This window comes from Streptomyces sp. NPDC046977 (assembly GCF_040644455.1).
Taxonomy (GTDB): Bacteria; Actinomycetota; Actinomycetes; order Streptomycetales; family Streptomycetaceae; genus Actinacidiphila.
Window position 1 is genome coordinate 14,060 of record NZ_JBEYWO010000026.1, and the last position, 15,090, is coordinate 29,149.

Consider the following 15,090-nt stretch of genomic DNA (forward strand, 5'->3'; position numbering starts at 1 on the left):
ATGACCGCGCGCACGCCGATCATGGCGGGCAACTGGAAGATGAACCTCAACCACCTCGAGGCCATCGCCCACGTCCAGAAGCTCGCCTTCGCGCTCAACGACAAGGACTTCGACGCCGTCGAGGTCGTCGTCCTGCCGCCCTTCACCGACCTCAGGGGCGTGCAGACGCTCACCGAGGCCGACAAGCTCAAGATCAAGTACGGTGCGCAGGACCTCTCCGCGCACGAGTCCGGCGCGTACACCGGTGAGATCTCCGGCCCGATGCTGGCCAAGCTGAAGTGCTCGTACGTGGTCATCGGCCACTCCGAGCGCCGCCAGTACCACGGCGAGGGCGAGGAGATCGTCAACGCCAAGGTCAAGGCCGCCTTCCGGCACGGGCTGACCCCGATCGTGTGCGTCGGCGAGGGCCTGGACGTCCGCAAGGCCGGCAACCAGGTGCCCTTCACCCTCGCCCAGCTCGACGGCGCCCTGAAGGACGTCCCGGCCGACCAGGCGAAGACCCTGGTCGTGGCGTACGAGCCGGTGTGGGCCATCGGCACCGGCGAGGTCGCCACCCCCGAGGACGCCCAGGAGGTCTGCGGGGCGATCCGCGGCCGGCTGGCCGAGCTGTACGGCCAGGAGGTGGCCGACGAGGTCCGCATCCAGTACGGCGGCTCGGTGAAGAGCGGCAACGTCGCGGCGATCATGGCGCAGCCCGACGTGGACGGCGCCCTCGTGGGCGGCGCGTCGCTCGACGCGGAGGAGTTCGTCAAGATCGTCCGCTTCCGCGACCAGTAACGCGATCACGCGTTTCTGCGGGCAGTAGGCTGTCGGGCCCTGCCCGAAGTACTCTGTCGGGGGCCGGTGGGCTGCATGCCAGCCGACCGGCCCCCGCCTCGTCCTAGGTCACCGAGAGAGTTGGTCCAGCTGTGGTCATCGGGTTCTCCATCGCCCTCATCATCTTCAGCCTGCTGCTGTTGCTGCTCGTGCTGATGCACAAGGGCAAGGGCGGCGGTCTGTCCGACATGTTCGGCGGCGGCATGCAGTCGTCCGTCGGCGGTTCCTCGGTGGCCGAGCGCAACCTCGACCGGATCACGGTTGTGATCGGTCTGCTGTGGTTTGCGTGCATTGTCACCCTCGGTCTTTTGCTCAAGTTCCAGAAGTGACCGACTCCCGCGTATCCGGGGAGAACTGACGCCTTGTCGCCGACGCGACTTATCATGGAAGCGCGTCTTGGGATACGGTGCCCTCTCCCCGCCGCCGCGGGGTGAACCGGTCTCCGTAAACTGGGCGACCTCGCAGCACGATCACGCAGGGAGTTACGACCGTGGCAAGTGGCAACGCGATCCGTGGCAGTCGGGTCGGGGCGGGGCCTATGGGAGAGGCCGAGCGGGGCGAGTCCGCGCCGCGGCTGCGCATCTCCTTCTGGTGCTCCAACGGGCACGAGACCCAGCCGAGTTTCGCGAGCGACGCGCAGATCCCGGACACCTGGGACTGCCCGCGCTGCGGCTTCCCGGCCGGGCAGGACGAGGAGAACCCGCCGGCCCCGCCGCGCACCGAGCCGTACAAGACGCACCTTGCCTATGTGCGGGAACGCCGCAGCGCGGCCGACGGCGAGGCGATCCTCGCCGAGGCGCTCGCCAAGCTCCGGGGCGAGATCTGAGCGGTTCCCGCCGCACGTCCGGCAGGACATTCACCACGGGCCCGGCCCGCGATCAGGAGCTCCTCCTTTCGCGGTCCGGGCCGTCGCGTTCGGTCGACACTGGGTAACGGGAACGTATACTCGCGGTTGTGGCTCTGGTGATCGGCATCGATGCGGGCGGAACGCGGACCCGGGCGTATCTCGCCGACGCGGCTTCCGAGGGGCGGGTTCTCGGCGAGGGCGAGGGCGGCCCCGGCAACGCGATGAGCGTCGAACGGGTGGCGCTCACCCAGCACCTCGCGGACGCGCTCAGGAGCGCGGTCCCGGACGACCGCAAGGGCGAGGTCGCGGCCGTCGTCGGCGGCTTCGCCGGCGCCGCCCTGGACACCGGTCCCGAGGTCGGGCGCAGGCTCGCCGCGTCCTGTCTGCGGGCCGCGCTGGACAGCACGGGGATCGGCGTGCTGGACGTGACCGTGTGCGGCGACATCGAGGTCGCCTTCGCCTCCGCACCCGGGGTCCCCTCCGACGGCCTGGCGCTGGTCGCCGGCACCGGCGCGGTCGCCGCCCGGATCGAGAAGCGCCGCCAGAGCCTGCTGGCGGACGGCAACGGCTGGCTCATCGGCGACGAGGGCAGCGGATTCTGGCTCGGCCGCGAAGTGATGCGCGCCGCGGTGCGCGCCCTGGACGGCCGGGGCCCCTGGACGACGCTCGTCGAGGCCGTCCTGTGCCACTACCTGGACTCCCCGGGCGGCCCGTACCTGGCCCAGGAGCGCCCCAGCGACCACGAGTGTTATGTGCTGCGCAACCGCCTCGTGCCGCATGTCTACGCCGAGCCGCCGGTCCGCCTGGCCCGGCTGAGCCCCCTGGCGGTCGCTGCCGACCGCGACGGCGACGAGGTGGCCGGCAACCTGCTGGACGACGCCGCCGACGAACTCGCGGCGACCGTCGCCGCCCTCGATCCGCAGGCCGGCGAGCCGCTGGTCGTCACCGGCGGCCTGCTGGGCCCCTCGGGGCCACTGCTGGGGCGGGTGTCGGCGCGCGCGGAGGAGATGGACCTGCACGTCCTGCCGGTGCAGGACGGCGGCGCGGGCGCGCTGGCGCTGGCCCGCATGCAGGTGCAGGGGGATTGACGTGGACTAGACCTCTCGTCCATCGTTGCCGTGGACATCCACTGGATCACCGGACTCAGGGGGAACCGGCCATGGCCGACGACGTGACGACGAGTGCTGCCCGGTTCGCCGAGGAGGCCCGTGCCGCCATCGACCGGGTGATCGGGGCGAACCGGGACTCGGTGGCGGCGGCGGCCCGGCTGATCGCCGACTGCGTGGCCGCCGACGGCATCCTCCAGGCTTTCGGCACCGGGCACTCACAGGCCACCGCGCTGGAGATCTCCGGCCGGGCCGGCGGACTCATCCCCACCAACCGCATCGCCCTCAACGACCTCGTGCTGCGCGGCGGCGACGACCGCTCGGTGCTCACCGACCCCCTGCTGGAGCGCTCCCCGGGCCTGGCCAAGCGGCTGTACGAGCTGACCGCACCGCGGCCCGGCGACCTGTTCGTGATCATCTCCAACTCCGGGGTCAACAACTCGATCGTGGACATGGCCCTGCACGTCAAGGCCGAGGGGCATCCCCTGATCGCGATCACCTCCCTGGAACACACCCGCGCCGTGCCCGCGCTGCACCCCAGCGGCAAGCGGCTGGCCGACCTCGCCGACGCGGTCCTCGACAACGGCGCCCCCTACGGTGACGCTCTGCTGCCGCTGCCTGGCGGCGGGGCGCTGTGCGGGGTCTCCACCATCACCTCCGCGATGCTCGTCCAGATGACCGTGGCCGAGGCGGTCGGCCTGCTCACGGCGGAGGGCCACGAGGCGCCGGTGTACGTCTCGGCGAACGTGCCGGGCGGCTTCGAGCGCAACCTCGTCCTGGAGCAGCACTACGGGGAGCGACTGCACCGCGCCGGCGCCTGACCTTCTCCGGCCTGCGCGGACAGTGCGTTGTCAGTGGGTCCCGCTACGGTCTGTGACAGTTGATCGCAGACGAGTGGGGGGATCCGCATGACGGCAGTGACCGTGGGCGCGGGGGAGCGCGCGCCCGCCTGGCGGGGCGGGTTCGGACGGTTGTGGACGGCCGCCGCCGTCTCGCGCTTCGGCGACGGGCTGCGCGGCGCGGCCCTGCCGCTGCTCGCCGTCGGGCTCACCGACTCGCCGCTGCTGGTCTCCCTCGTCACCGCCGCCGGGTTCGTGCCCTGGCTGCTCTTCGGCCTGCTGGGCGGTGCCGTCGCCGACCGCGTGGACCAGCGGCGGGCCATGTGGGCGGTCGACGCGGTGCGCGCGGTGCTCGTGGCGGCGTTCGCGGTGGCCGTGTGGAGGGGCGCGGCCGGTATCGGGCTGCTGCTCGTCCTGGCCTTCGCGCTCACCACGCTGCAGACCCTCTTCGACAACGCCGCGACCGCCCTGCTGCCCTCCGTGGTCCCCGGGGAGGCGCTGGGGCGCGCCAACGCCCGGTTGATGACCGGCCAGACGGTGGCGGGCACCTTCCTCGGCGCTCCGCTGGTGCCGGTGCTGCTCGGTCTGGCGGCCGCCGTGCCGTTCGCCGTGGACGCCGTGACCTATGCCGCGGCGGCGGTCCTGGTCGCCTCGCTGCGGCGGCCCGCGCCCGTCCGGCCGGCGCGCTCGGCGGGGGCCACACTGCGCCAGGACATCGCCGAGGGGATACGGGTCCTGCGCCGGGACCGGGTCCTGCGGGCGGTGTGCGCGGCCAACACCGTCGCCAACACCGGCGTCGGGGCCCTCATCGCCACCCTTGTGCTCCTGGTCACCGGCCCGCTGCACGCCGGGCACAGCGGCTACGTCGCCGTCCTCCTCGCCTACGGCGTAGGCAGCGTGGCCGGGGGAGCGCTCGCCGAACGGTGGTCCGCGCTGCTCGGCGGGCGCGGCCGGGCACTGATACCCGGGCTCGCCGTCCAGGCCGGCTGCCTGGTCGTGCTCGGCACGGTGCGCTCGCTCCCGGTCGCCGTCACCGTCATGGCGGTGTTCGGCGCACTGGGAATGATCTGGAACGTCAACGAGACGACGCTCGTCCAGCGACGCACCCCCGACGCCCTGTTGGGCCGGGTGAGCGCCGCCATGCGGACCCTGGCCGTGGCCGGGGCGCCGTTGGGTGCGCTGATGGGCGGCGCCGCCGCCGAGGCGTGGGGTCCGGGCACCGCGCCGCTGCTGGCCGCCGTGCTGTTCGGGTGCGCGTTGGCCATGCTGACACCGGTCGTCACCGCGCCGGACACCGGGGGTGAATCTCCTCCGGCGCCGGGATCAACTAGTTTGGACCTGCAGCATGGAGGACGAGGAGAAGTGGACTGATGTCCGGAACCAACACGCAGGGCCGTACCCGTCTCGACCAGCGACCGGAGTGGCAGGCGCTCGCCAGGCACCGTGAGGAGCTGGGCTCGGCCCACCTGCGGGAGCTGTTCGCCGCCGACCCCGACCGCGCCGAGCGCTACACCCTCCAGGTGGGCGACCTCCATCTGGACTACTCCAAGAACCTGGTGACCGACGAGACGCTGAGCCTGCTGCGCGAACTGGCGGCGGCCGCGGGCGTCACCGAACTGCGGGACGCGATGTTCCGCGGCGAGCGCATCAACGTGACCGAGAACCGCGCGGTGCTCCACACGGCGCTGCGGGCCCCGGAGTCGTCCGTGGTGGAGGTCGACGGGGAGAACGTCGTCCCCGCCGTCCACCAGGTGCTGCGGAAGATGGCGGACTTCGCCGGCGCCGTGCGCTCCGGCAAGTGGGTCGGTTCGACCGGACGCCGCATCAAGAACGTGGTGAACATCGGCATCGGCGGTTCCGACCTCGGCCCCGCCATGGCCTACGAGGCCCTGCGGGCCTACAGCGACCGCTCGCTGACCTTCCGTTTCGTCTCCAACGTGGACGGCTCGGACCTGCACGAGGCCGTGCGCGACCTCGACCCGGCGGAGACGCTGTTCATCGTCGCGTCCAAGACCTTCACCACCATCGAGACCATCACCAACGCCACCTCCGCCCGCGAGTGGCTGCTGGACGGCCTCGGCAAGGGCGGCACCCAGGCGGACGCCGAGGACTCGCCGGTCCGGTTCCACTTCGTGGCGCTGTCCACCAACGCGGGTGAGGTCTCCAAGTTCGGCATCGACACGGCCAACATGTTCGAGTTCTGGGACTGGGTCGGCGGCCGCTACTCGTACGACTCCGCCATCGGCCTGTCGCTGATGATCGCCATCGGCCCGGACCACTTCCGCGAGATGCTGGACGGCTTCCACCTGGTCGACGAGCACTTCCGCACCGCCCCGCCGGAGCGGAACGTCCCCATGGTGCTGGGCCTGCTCGGCGTCTGGTACGGCCAGTTCTTCGACGCCCAGTCGCACGCGGTGCTGCCCTACAGCCACTACCTGTCGAAGTTCCCGGCCTACCTCCAGCAGCTCGACATGGAGTCCAACGGCAAGTCCGTGGACCGGGACGGAAACCCCGTCACCTGGCAGACCGGCCCGGTCGTCTGGGGTACGCCCGGCACCAACGGCCAGCACGCCTACTACCAGTTGCTGCACCAGGGCACGAAGTTCATCCCCGCGGACTTCATCGGCTTCGCCCGGCCGCTGGGTGAGCTCGAACCGCGGCTGGCCGACCAGCACGACCTGCTGATGGCGAACTTCTTCGCCCAGACCCAGGCGCTGGCCTTCGGCAAGACCGGTGACGAGGTCCGCGCCGAGGGCGTGGCCGAGGAGCAGGTGCCGCACCGCACCTTCCGCGGCAACCACCCGACCACCACCGTCCTGGCGACCGAGCTGACCCCCTCGGTGCTCGGCCAGCTCGTGGCGCTGTACGAGCAGAAGGTCTTCGTCCAGGGCGCGGTCTGGAACATCGACTCCTTCGACCAGTGGGGTGTCGAACTCGGCAAGGTCCTGGCCAAGCGTCTGGAGCCCGCCCTGACCGAGGGCGCGGACGTCCCGGGCCTCGACGCGTCCACCAAGGGTCTGGTCGCCGACTACCGCGCGCTGCGCGACCGCTGACACACCAAGAACGCCGGGCGGGACCCTCGGGGAGGGACCCGCCCGGCGTTCGTGTTCCGGACCGTACGGTGACGCCTACAGCGACGCCGGCGGGTAGAGCTGCGGAGGCAGCTTCGCCGCCGCGGTGCGGTCCAGCAGCCACAGCGTGCGCGACCGGCCGCGGGCGCCCGCGGCCGGGGCCTGGATCTCGCCGGACCCCGACAGGGCGACGGCGACGGCACCGGCCTTGTCCTCCCCGGCGGCCAGCAGCCACACCTCACGGGCGGCGCGGATCGCGGGAAGGGTGAGCGAGACGCGCGTCGGCGGCGGCTTCGGCGAGCCGTGGACGCCGACGACGGTGCGCTCGGTCTCGCGGACCCCCGGATGCCCGGGGAAGAGCGAGGCCACATGGGTGTCCGGTCCGACGCCCAGCATCAGGACGTCGAAGGACGGCACCCGGGCATGGTCCTCAGGGCCCGCGGCCCGCGCGAGCTCCTCGGCGTACGCCTCGGCCGCCGCGTCCGCGTCGTTGCCGTAGGGGCCGTCCGACACGGGCATGGTGTGCACCCGCGCCGGGTCGACCGGGACGGCGTCGAGCAGGGCCTCCCGGGCCTGGGTGTCGTTGCGGTCCGGATCGCCCTCGGGCAGGAACCGCTCGTCGCCCCACCACAGGTCCAGCCGCGCCCAGTCGACGGCGTCCCGGGCCGGGGAGCCGGCCAGTGCCGCGAGCAGGGCGTTGCCGTTGCGGCCGCCGGTCAGGACGACCGAGGCGGTGCCCCGGGCGGCCTGGGCGTCCACGACCCGTGTGATCAGCCGGGCCGCCACGGCCTGAGCCATCAGCTCCTTGTCCCGGTGGACCACGACCTGGGGTGCGCTCACTTGGCCGCCGCCTTCTTGCCCGCGGTGGCCTCGCCCGACCCGGCTGCCCCGGCCTCGGTGTCGCCGCCGCCCTTGCCGGCCGCCGCGTCCGCCTCGGCGATCCGCTGCTCCGCCTCGTCGGGGGTCACCGTCTCCTCGTCCTCGGCCAGCCGGCTCACGCCGAACTTGACCGCGGCCGCGTAGGCCTCGTCCGGGTCGAGCCGGCGCAGTTCCTCGGCGATCAGGTCCGAGGTGGCCCGGCGCTGGAGCGCGACGTGCCGGTCGGGCTGGCCGGGGATGGCCAGTTCGGCCAGCGAGCCGCTGGGCCGGTCCAGGCAGACCTCGCCCTCCGAGGTCGCCAGTCGCACCGCGGTGATCCCGGGGCCCTCGGACACCTTGCGCCGGACCGGGACACCCAGCCGCCGCGCGAGCCACAGCCCGAGCAGTTCCGTGCTCGGGTTGTCGGCCTCGCCCTCGACGACGGCGCCCTTGACCGCGGCCTGCTTCTGGTCCAGCGCCGCGGCGAGCACGCTGCGCCACGGGGTGATGCGGGTCCAGGCCAGGTCCGTGTCGCCGGGGGTGTAGGTCTCGGCCCGCAGCCCGAGGGACGCCACCGGGTCCTCGGTCTGCGCCGCGTCGGTGATCCGGCGCTGGGCGAGCGCGCCCAGCGGGTCCGCCGCGGGGTTCGCCGGAGCCTCGTCCGGCCACCAGACGACGACGGGGGCGTCGGGCAGCAGCAGCGGCAGGACGACGCTCTCGGCGTGGTCGGCGAGTTCGCCGTGCAGCCGCAGCAGCACCGTCTCGCCGATGCCGGTCTCGCCGCCCACCCGCACCTCGGCGTCCAGACGCGCGCTCTTGCGCTCGCGCGGGGAGCGGCCGGGCCGCTTGATGACCACCAGGATGCGGGAGGGGTGCTCGCGCGAGGCGTCGGAGGCGGACTTGAGGGCGTCGTAGTGGTTGCCCTCGTCCGTCACTATGACGAGGGTCAGCACCATGCCGACGGCCGGACTGCCGGTCGCCCGCCGCGCCTTGACGAGCGCGGAGTTGATCTTGCTGGAGGTGGTCTCCGTGAGGTCGATGTTCATGGCCGGCGCCAGCTCCTGCCGTCTCGTGCGAGCATCTCGTCCGCCGCGTGGGGACCCCAGGTGCCCGCCGTGTACTGCTCGGGCTTGCCGTGCCGGTCCCAGTACTCCTCGATCGGGTCGAGGATGTGCCAGGACTGCTCGACCTCCTGGGTACGGGGGAAGAGGTTCGCGTCGCCGAGCAGCACGTCGAGGATGAGGCGCTCGTAGGCCTCCGGGCTGGACTCGGTGAAGGACTCGCCGTAGGCGAAGTCCATCGTCACGTCCCGGATCTCCATCGAGGTGCCCGGCACCTTCGAGCCGAACCGGATGGTGATGCCCTCGTCCGGCTGCACACGGATGACCAGGGCGTTCTGCCCCAGCTCCTCGGTCGCGGTGTTGTCGAACGGCGAGTGCGGGGCGCGCTGGAAGACCACCGCGATCTCCGTGACCCGGCGGCCGAGCCGCTTGCCGGTGCGCAGGTAGAAGGGGACACCCGCCCAGCGGCGGTTGTCGATCTCCAGCTTGATGGCGGCGTAGGTGTCGGTCTTGGACTTGGGGTCGATGCCCTCCTCCTCCAGGTAGCCGAGCACCTCCTCGCCGCCCTGCCACCCGTGCGCGTACTGCCCGCGCACCGTGTGCTTGCCGAGGTCGGCGGGGAGCTTGACCGCCTGCAGGACCTTGAGCTTCTCCTGCACGAGGGAGCTCGCCTCGAAGGAGGCGGGCTCCTCCATGGCGGTGAGCGCCATCAGCTGGAGCAGGTGGTTCTGGATGACGTCGCGTGCGGCGCCGATGCCGTCGTAGTAGCCCGCGCGGCCGCCGATGCCGATGTCCTCGGCCATGGTGATCTGCACGTGGTCGACGTAACTGCGGTTCCACAGCGGCTCGAACATCGTGTTGGCGAAGCGCAGCGCCAGGATGTTCTGGACCGTCTCCTTGCCCAGGTAGTGGTCGATGCGGAAGACGTCCTGGGAGCGGAAGACCTGGTGGACGACGCGGTTGAGCTCCTGCGCGCTGGCCAGGTCGTGCCCGAAGGGCTTCTCGATGACCGCCCGCCGCCACGAGCCCTCGGGGGGCTCGGACAGCCGGTGCTTCTTGAGCTGCTGCACCACGCTCGGGAAGAACTTGGGCGGCACGGAGAGGTAGAAGGCGAAGTTGCCGCCCGTGCCCCGGGCCTTGTCCAGCTCCTCCACGGTGGCGCGGAGCTTCTCGAACGCCTCGTCGTCGCCGAAGTCGCCGGGCACGAAGCGCATGCCTTCGGCGAGCTGCTGCCACACCTCCTCGCGGAAGGGGGTGCGCGCGTGCTCCTTGACGGCGTCGTGCACGACCTGGGCGAAGTCCTCGTCCGCCCAGTCACGGCGGGCGAAGCCGACGAGCGAGAAGCCCGGCGGCAGCAGCCCGCGGTTCGCGAGGTCGTAGATGGCGGGCATCAGCTTTTTGCGTGACAAATCGCCCGTGACCCCGAAGATCACCAGGCCCGACGGCCCCGCGATACGCGGGAGCCGTCGGTCCACCGGGTCACGCAGCGGGTTGGCGCTGCTCAACGTGGTTACGCCTCCTTCGGCGCCAGGCGCTCGAGCTCCGCCTTGGTCGAGTCCAGCAGCTCGTTCCAGGACGTCTCGAACTTCTCGACGCCCTCGTCCTCCAGCAGCTGGACGACGTCGTCGTACGAGATGCCGAGCGCGCCGATCGCGTCGAGCTCGGCCTTGGCCTGCGCGTACGTGCCGCGGATGGTGTCGCCGGTGATCTCGCCGTGGTCGGCGACGGCGTCCAGCGTGGCCTCGGGCATGGTGTTGACGATGCCGGGCGCGACCAGCTCGGTCACGTACATGGTGTCCGGGTAGGCCGGGTCCTTCACGCCGGTGGAGGCCCACAGCGGGCGCTGCTTGTGCGCGCCGTCGTGCTCCAGGGCGGTCCAGCGGTCGGAGGAGAAGACCTCCTCGTAGGCCTCGTACGCCAGGCGGGCGTTGGCGATGGCGGCCTTGCCCTTGAGGGCCTTGGCGTCGTCGCTGCCGATCTTCTCCAGGCGCTTGTCGATCTCGGTGTCCACGCGGGACACGAAGAAGGACGCCACGGAACGGATCAGGGACAGGTCCAGGCCCGCGGCCTTCGCCTTCTCCAGACCGGTCAGGTAGGCGTCCATGACCTCGCGGTAGCGCTCCAGCGAGAAGATCAGCGTGACGTTGACGCTGATGCCCCTGCCGATCACCTCGGCGATGGCCGGCAGGCCCGCCTTGGTCGCCGGGATCTTGATCAGGGTGTTCGGGCGGTCCACCAGCCAGGCCAGCTGCTTGGCCTCGGCGATCGTCGCCGCGGTGTTGTGGGCCAGCCGCGGGTCGACCTCGATCGACACCCGCCCGTCCTGGCCGCCCGTCGCGTCGTACACCGGGCGCAGCACATCGGCCGCGTCCCGGACGTCGGCGGTGGTGATCATGCGCAGCGCCTCGTCCACCGTCAGCCGGCGGGCGGCGAGGTCGGTCACCTGCGGCTCGTAGCCGTCACCGCCGGCGATCGCCTTCTGGAAGATGGACGGATTGGTGGTCACGCCCACCACGTGGCTCTGGTCCAGGAGCTCGGCCAGGTTGCCGGAGGTGATCCGCTTGCGGGACAGGTCGTCGAGCCAGATCGCCACGCCCTCGTCGGAGAGGCGCCTGAGTGCGTCTGTCATGAGTCTTGCATCTCCTCGATACGTCGTATGCGTCTGTGCGTCAGCGGGTCGCGGCGGCGATCGAGTCGCGCGCGGCGGCGGCGACCGCCTCGGAGGTCAGGCCGAACTCGCGGTAGAGGACCTTGTAATCGGCGCTTGCCCCGAAGTGCTCCAAGGACACAATCCGGCCCGCGTCGCCGACGAAGCGGTACCAGGTCAGGGCGATGCCCGCCTCGACGGCGACCCGCGCCTTGACGTCCGGAAGGAGGACGCTGTCGCGGTACGCCTGGTCCTGCTCCTCGAACCACTCCACGGACGGCATGGACACGACGCGCGCCTGGATCCCTTCGCTCTGGAGCTGCTCGCGGGCCTCGACGGCCAGCTGCACCTCGGAGCCGGTGGCGATCAGGATGACCTGCGGCCGGCCGCCCTCGGCGTCCAGGAGTACGTAGCCGCCCTTCGCCGCGTTCACGTCGGCCGGGTACGTCGGCACGTTCTGCCGGGTGAGCGCCAGGCCGTGCGGGGCGGGCTTGGCCGTGTGGCGGCGCGTGATCTCCGCCCAGACGATCGCGGTCTCGTTGGCGTCGGCCGGCCGGACCACGTTCAGGCCCGGGATGGCGCGCAGCGCGGACAGGTGCTCGACCGGCTGGTGGGTCGGGCCGTCCTCGCCGAGACCGATGGAGTCGTGCGTCCACACGTAGGTGGTCGGCAGCTTCATGAGCGCGGCCAGACGCACGGCCGGGCGCATGTAGTCGGAGAAGACCAGGAAGGTGCCGCCGTAGATACGGGTGTTGCCGTGCAGCGCGATGCCGTTCATCGTCGAGCCCATGGCGTGCTCGCGGATGCCGTAGTGCACCGTGCGGCCGTACGGGTTCGCCTCCGGCAGCGGGTTGTCCGCCGGGAGGAAGGACGACGAGGCGTCGATGGTCGTGTTGTTCGAGCCGGCCAGGTCGGCGGAGCCGCCCCACAGCTCGGGCAGGACGGAGCCGAGCGCCTTGAGCACCTCACCGGAGGCCTTGCGGGTCGCGACGGCCTTGCCCGCGGGGAACTCGGGGATCGCCTCTTCCCAGCCGGCCGGCAGCTCGCCCGCCTGGATGCGGTCGAGGGTCGCGGCCCGCTCGGGGTTGGCCGCGCGCCACTCCTCGAAGCGCTTGGTCCACTCCGCGTGCGCCTCGCGGCCGCGGTCGCCGACCTTGCGGGCGTGCGCCAGGACCTCGGGCGCCACCTCGAAGTGCTGCTCCGGGTCGAAGCCGAGCACCTTCTTGGTCGCGGCGACCTCGGCCTCGCCGAGCGCCGAGCCGTGGGCGGCCTCGGTGTTCTGCGCGTTCGGGGCCGGCCAGGCGATGATCGTGCGGGCGGCGATGATCGACGGGCGGTCGGTGACGGCCTGCGCCGCCTTGAACGCCGCGTGCAGCTCCTGGACGTCGAAGTCGCCGGAGGGCTGCTGCTCGATGCGCTGCACGTGCCAGCCGTAGGCCTCGTAGCGCTTGAGCACGTCCTCGGAGAAGGCGGTTGCGGTGTCGCCCTCGATGGAGATGTGGTTGTCGTCGTACAGCGCGACCAGGTTGCCGAGCTTCTGGTGGCCGGCCAGCGAGGAGGCCTCCGCGGAGATGCCCTCCTCCAGGTCGCCGTCGGAGACGATGGCCCAGATCGTGTGGTCGAACACCGACTCGCCGGGCGCCGCGTCCGGGTCGAACAGGCCGCGCTCGTAGCGGGCGGCCATCGCCATGCCCACCGCGTTGCCGACACCCTGACCCAGCGGGCCGGTGGTGGTCTCCACGCCGGTGGTGTGGCCGTGCTCCGGGTGGCCGGGGGTGCGAGAGTCCCAGGTGCGGAAGGCCTTCAGGTCGTCAAGTTCCAGTCCGTAGCCGGACAGGAACAGCTGCGTGTACAGCGTCAGGGACGTGTGGCCGGGCGAGAGGACGAAGCGGTCCCGGCCCACCCACGAGGCGTCCGCGGGGTCGTGCCGCATCAGCTTCTGGAACAGCAGGTAGGCCGCGGGGGCCAGGCTCATCGCCGTCCCCGGATGGCCGTTGCCGACCTTCTGCACGGCATCCATTGCCAGGACACGCGCGGTGTCGACCGCACGCCCGTCCAGCTCGCTCCACTCCAGCTCGGTGGTCGCCTCGGTGCTCACCTGAGAGGGCTCCTCTCCACATGTCATACGCCGGTGACGAAGTGCACACCGGGCGTTGCCGAGCCTACCCCCGCAAGGGTGTGCGCCTTTTCGAATGTCGGCGCGGTGGGCTCGTCGCCACGGGCAACCGACGCACGGGCAGGCGCATTCCCACCCGGTACCGGCGCTGTCACCAGCGTGCCCCGCCCGGCGTCACTTCGCCTGTTGAAGCGTTCCGCAGCCTGCCGCAGCCCGCTGAACCCCCGTTGAACGCCGGGCACGGGCAGGTGGCCCGGCCCTTGCGCCGGGGAGACGCTCCGGCGTCAACACGTGGCACCCCCGGCGCGGTCGGAGTATCCGCTACGTCTAGAGTGGCGTGGTACGCGCAAGCGGAGCCGCTTGCTGGACTTTTCCTCAGGGGTGTTCGTGACGGCCGTCGAATCCCGGCCCGCCGGAGCCATCGGGTCGATCAACGGTCACCGGCCGTTCGGGGCCCGCGTGATGGCGTTCGTGGCGCTGACCAAGCCGCGCATCATCGAGCTGCTGCTCATCACGACGGTTCCGGTCATGTTCCTGGCGGCCGGTGGCGTGCCCGATCTGTGGCTCGTCGCGGCGACGATGATCGGCGGCTACATGTCCGCCGGTGGCGCCAACGCGCTGAACATGTACATCGACCGCGACATCGACGCGCTCATGCACCGTACGGAGCAGCGCCCGCTGGTCACCGGCATGGTCGCGCCCTGGGAGTGCCTGGTCTTCGGCATCGCCCTGTCGGTGGTGTCGACCGCGTGGTTCTGGGTGCTGGTCAACCCGCTGTCGGCGGTGCTGTCGGTGGTGGCCATCCTCTACTACGTCTTCGTCTACACCCTGGGCCTGAAGCGCCGTACCGCGCAGAACATCGTGTGGGGCGGTATCGCCGGCTGCATGCAGGTGCTCATCGGCTGGTCCGCGGTGCGCGACGAACTGGCGTGGGCGCCCTTCGTCCTCTTCCTCGTCCTCTTCTTCTGGACGCCGCCGCACTACTGGCCGCTGTCGATGAAGGTCAAGGAGGACTACGCGCGCGTGGGCGTCCCCATGCTGCCGGTGGTCGCGGGCAATGTGGTGGTCGGCCGGCAGATCGTCCTCTACAGCTGGGCGATGGTGCTGGTGTCCCTCACCCTGTGGTGGCCGCTCGGCGCCGCGAGCTGGTTCTACGGGGCGGCCGCCGTGCTGCTCGGGGCCTTCTGGCTCGTCGAGGCGCACGCCCTGTACGGGCGGGCCAAGGCGGGCGTGGTCGGGGGCAAGCTCAAGGAGATGCGGCTGTTCCACTGGTCCATCACCTACGCGACGCTGCTGTTCGTGGCCGTCGCCGTGGACCCCTTCCTCCGCTAATTACCGGCGGGTAGCATTCCTGTCATGGCAGACACCCAGGCAGCAGACACCCCGGTCGCCGACCCGAGGGCGCAGGCCCGCGCCGAGCGCCGGGCCGCCCGGCTGGCCCGGCAGATCGAGCGGTTCGCCACCGGCCACGGCGGTGCCGAGGGCCGGCTCGCGTACATCGGCGACGCCGGCACCCGGATCGTGCTGGTGGGCGAGGACGGCGGCTGGGGAGATCTCGTCGCCCCCACCTTCGACATCGCGCGACGTGCCGTGGAGCTCTCCGGCATCACGCTGCACGAGTCCTTCGACGGCGACCTCGCCGCCAAAGTGCGCACCGGCCCCTACGAGTGGCGGCGCATGGCCGGCATCCAGATCGGCGGCCCCGCCAACACCTGACGCCCGGCCCGCC

General features: G+C 71.6%; 14 protein-coding genes. 9 read left to right on the top strand and 5 right to left on the bottom strand.

Going from position 1 to position 15,090, the window contains the following annotated elements; genetic code table 11:
- The 7 genes from tpiA (at position 1) to pgi (ending at position 6,661) form a co-directional block, all read left to right on the top strand.
- The gene (tpiA, locus tag ABZ883_RS31550; protein ID WP_360912198.1) at positions 1–777 is read left to right on the top strand and encodes a triose-phosphate isomerase; all 777 of its coding nucleotides are present in this window, start codon (positions 1–3) and stop codon (positions 775–777) included.
- Positions 778–908: 131 nt separating this feature from the next.
- Complete coding sequence (secG, locus tag ABZ883_RS31555; protein WP_326576958.1) at positions 909–1,145, top strand: preprotein translocase subunit SecG; 237 nt, start codon at positions 909–911, stop codon at positions 1,143–1,145.
- A 161-nt stretch (positions 1,146–1,306) separates the two neighbouring features.
- The gene (locus tag ABZ883_RS31560; protein ID WP_078862516.1) at positions 1,307–1,642 is read left to right on the top strand and encodes an RNA polymerase-binding protein RbpA; all 336 of its coding nucleotides are present in this window, start codon (positions 1,307–1,309) and stop codon (positions 1,640–1,642) included.
- 128 nt (positions 1,643–1,770) lie between these two features.
- Positions 1,771–2,751: a BadF/BadG/BcrA/BcrD ATPase family protein gene (locus ABZ883_RS31565; protein WP_360912201.1), complete on the top strand. Its 981-nt coding sequence runs from the start codon at positions 1,771–1,773 to the stop codon at positions 2,749–2,751.
- Between the two features lie 71 nt (positions 2,752–2,822).
- The gene (locus ABZ883_RS31570) at positions 2,823–3,590 is read left to right on the top strand and encodes an SIS domain-containing protein (protein WP_360912202.1); all 768 of its coding nucleotides are present in this window, start codon (positions 2,823–2,825) and stop codon (positions 3,588–3,590) included.
- 87 nt (positions 3,591–3,677) lie between these two features.
- Positions 3,678–4,979, top strand: a complete 1,302-nt coding sequence (locus ABZ883_RS31575) for an MFS transporter (RefSeq protein ID WP_360912204.1) — start codon at positions 3,678–3,680, stop codon at positions 4,977–4,979.
- A complete protein-coding gene (gene pgi, locus ABZ883_RS31580) occupies positions 4,979–6,661 on the top strand; it encodes a glucose-6-phosphate isomerase (RefSeq protein ID WP_360912206.1) in 1,683 nt (560 codons plus the stop codon). Before ABZ883_RS31575 ends, pgi begins: the two co-directional genes overlap by 1 nt.
- Positions 6,662–6,736: 75 nt before the next feature.
- Here pgi and pgl read toward each other — a convergent pair whose 3' ends face one another.
- Genes pgl through tkt form a run of 5 tightly spaced genes read right to left on the bottom strand, consistent with a single transcriptional unit; the run spans position 6,737 to position 13,343 of the window.
- A complete protein-coding gene (gene pgl, locus ABZ883_RS31585) occupies positions 6,737–7,519 on the bottom strand; it encodes a 6-phosphogluconolactonase (protein WP_360912208.1) in 783 nt (260 codons plus the stop codon).
- The gene (gene opcA / locus ABZ883_RS31590; protein ID WP_360912210.1) at positions 7,516–8,583 is read right to left on the bottom strand and encodes a glucose-6-phosphate dehydrogenase assembly protein OpcA; all 1,068 of its coding nucleotides are present in this window, start codon (positions 8,581–8,583) and stop codon (positions 7,516–7,518) included. The genes pgl and opcA overlap by 4 nt, the downstream gene beginning before the upstream one ends.
- Entirely contained in the window at positions 8,580–10,103 is a 1,524-nt protein-coding gene (gene zwf / locus ABZ883_RS31595) for a glucose-6-phosphate dehydrogenase (protein WP_360912212.1), read from the bottom strand. Before zwf ends, opcA begins: the two co-directional genes overlap by 4 nt.
- Before the next feature lie 5 nt (positions 10,104–10,108).
- Entirely contained in the window at positions 10,109–11,227 is a 1,119-nt protein-coding gene (tal, locus tag ABZ883_RS31600; protein ID WP_360912214.1) for a transaldolase, read from the bottom strand.
- 40 nt (positions 11,228–11,267) lie between these two features.
- On the bottom strand, positions 11,268–13,343 hold the full coding sequence (tkt, locus tag ABZ883_RS31605; RefSeq protein ID WP_360912215.1) for a transketolase: 2,076 nt from the start codon (positions 13,341–13,343) through the stop codon (positions 11,268–11,270).
- A gap of 405 nt (positions 13,344–13,748) precedes the next feature.
- Between tkt and ABZ883_RS31610 the strand changes: the two genes are divergently transcribed.
- Positions 13,749–14,693 (top strand): heme o synthase, encoded by a 945-nt coding sequence (locus ABZ883_RS31610; RefSeq protein WP_360912217.1) that lies wholly within the window; start codon positions 13,749–13,751, stop codon positions 14,691–14,693.
- A 24-nt stretch (positions 14,694–14,717) separates the two neighbouring features.
- A complete protein-coding gene (locus ABZ883_RS31615) occupies positions 14,718–15,077 on the top strand; it encodes a hypothetical protein (protein ID WP_360912219.1) in 360 nt (119 codons plus the stop codon).
- Positions 15,078–15,090 lie beyond the last annotated feature (13 nt).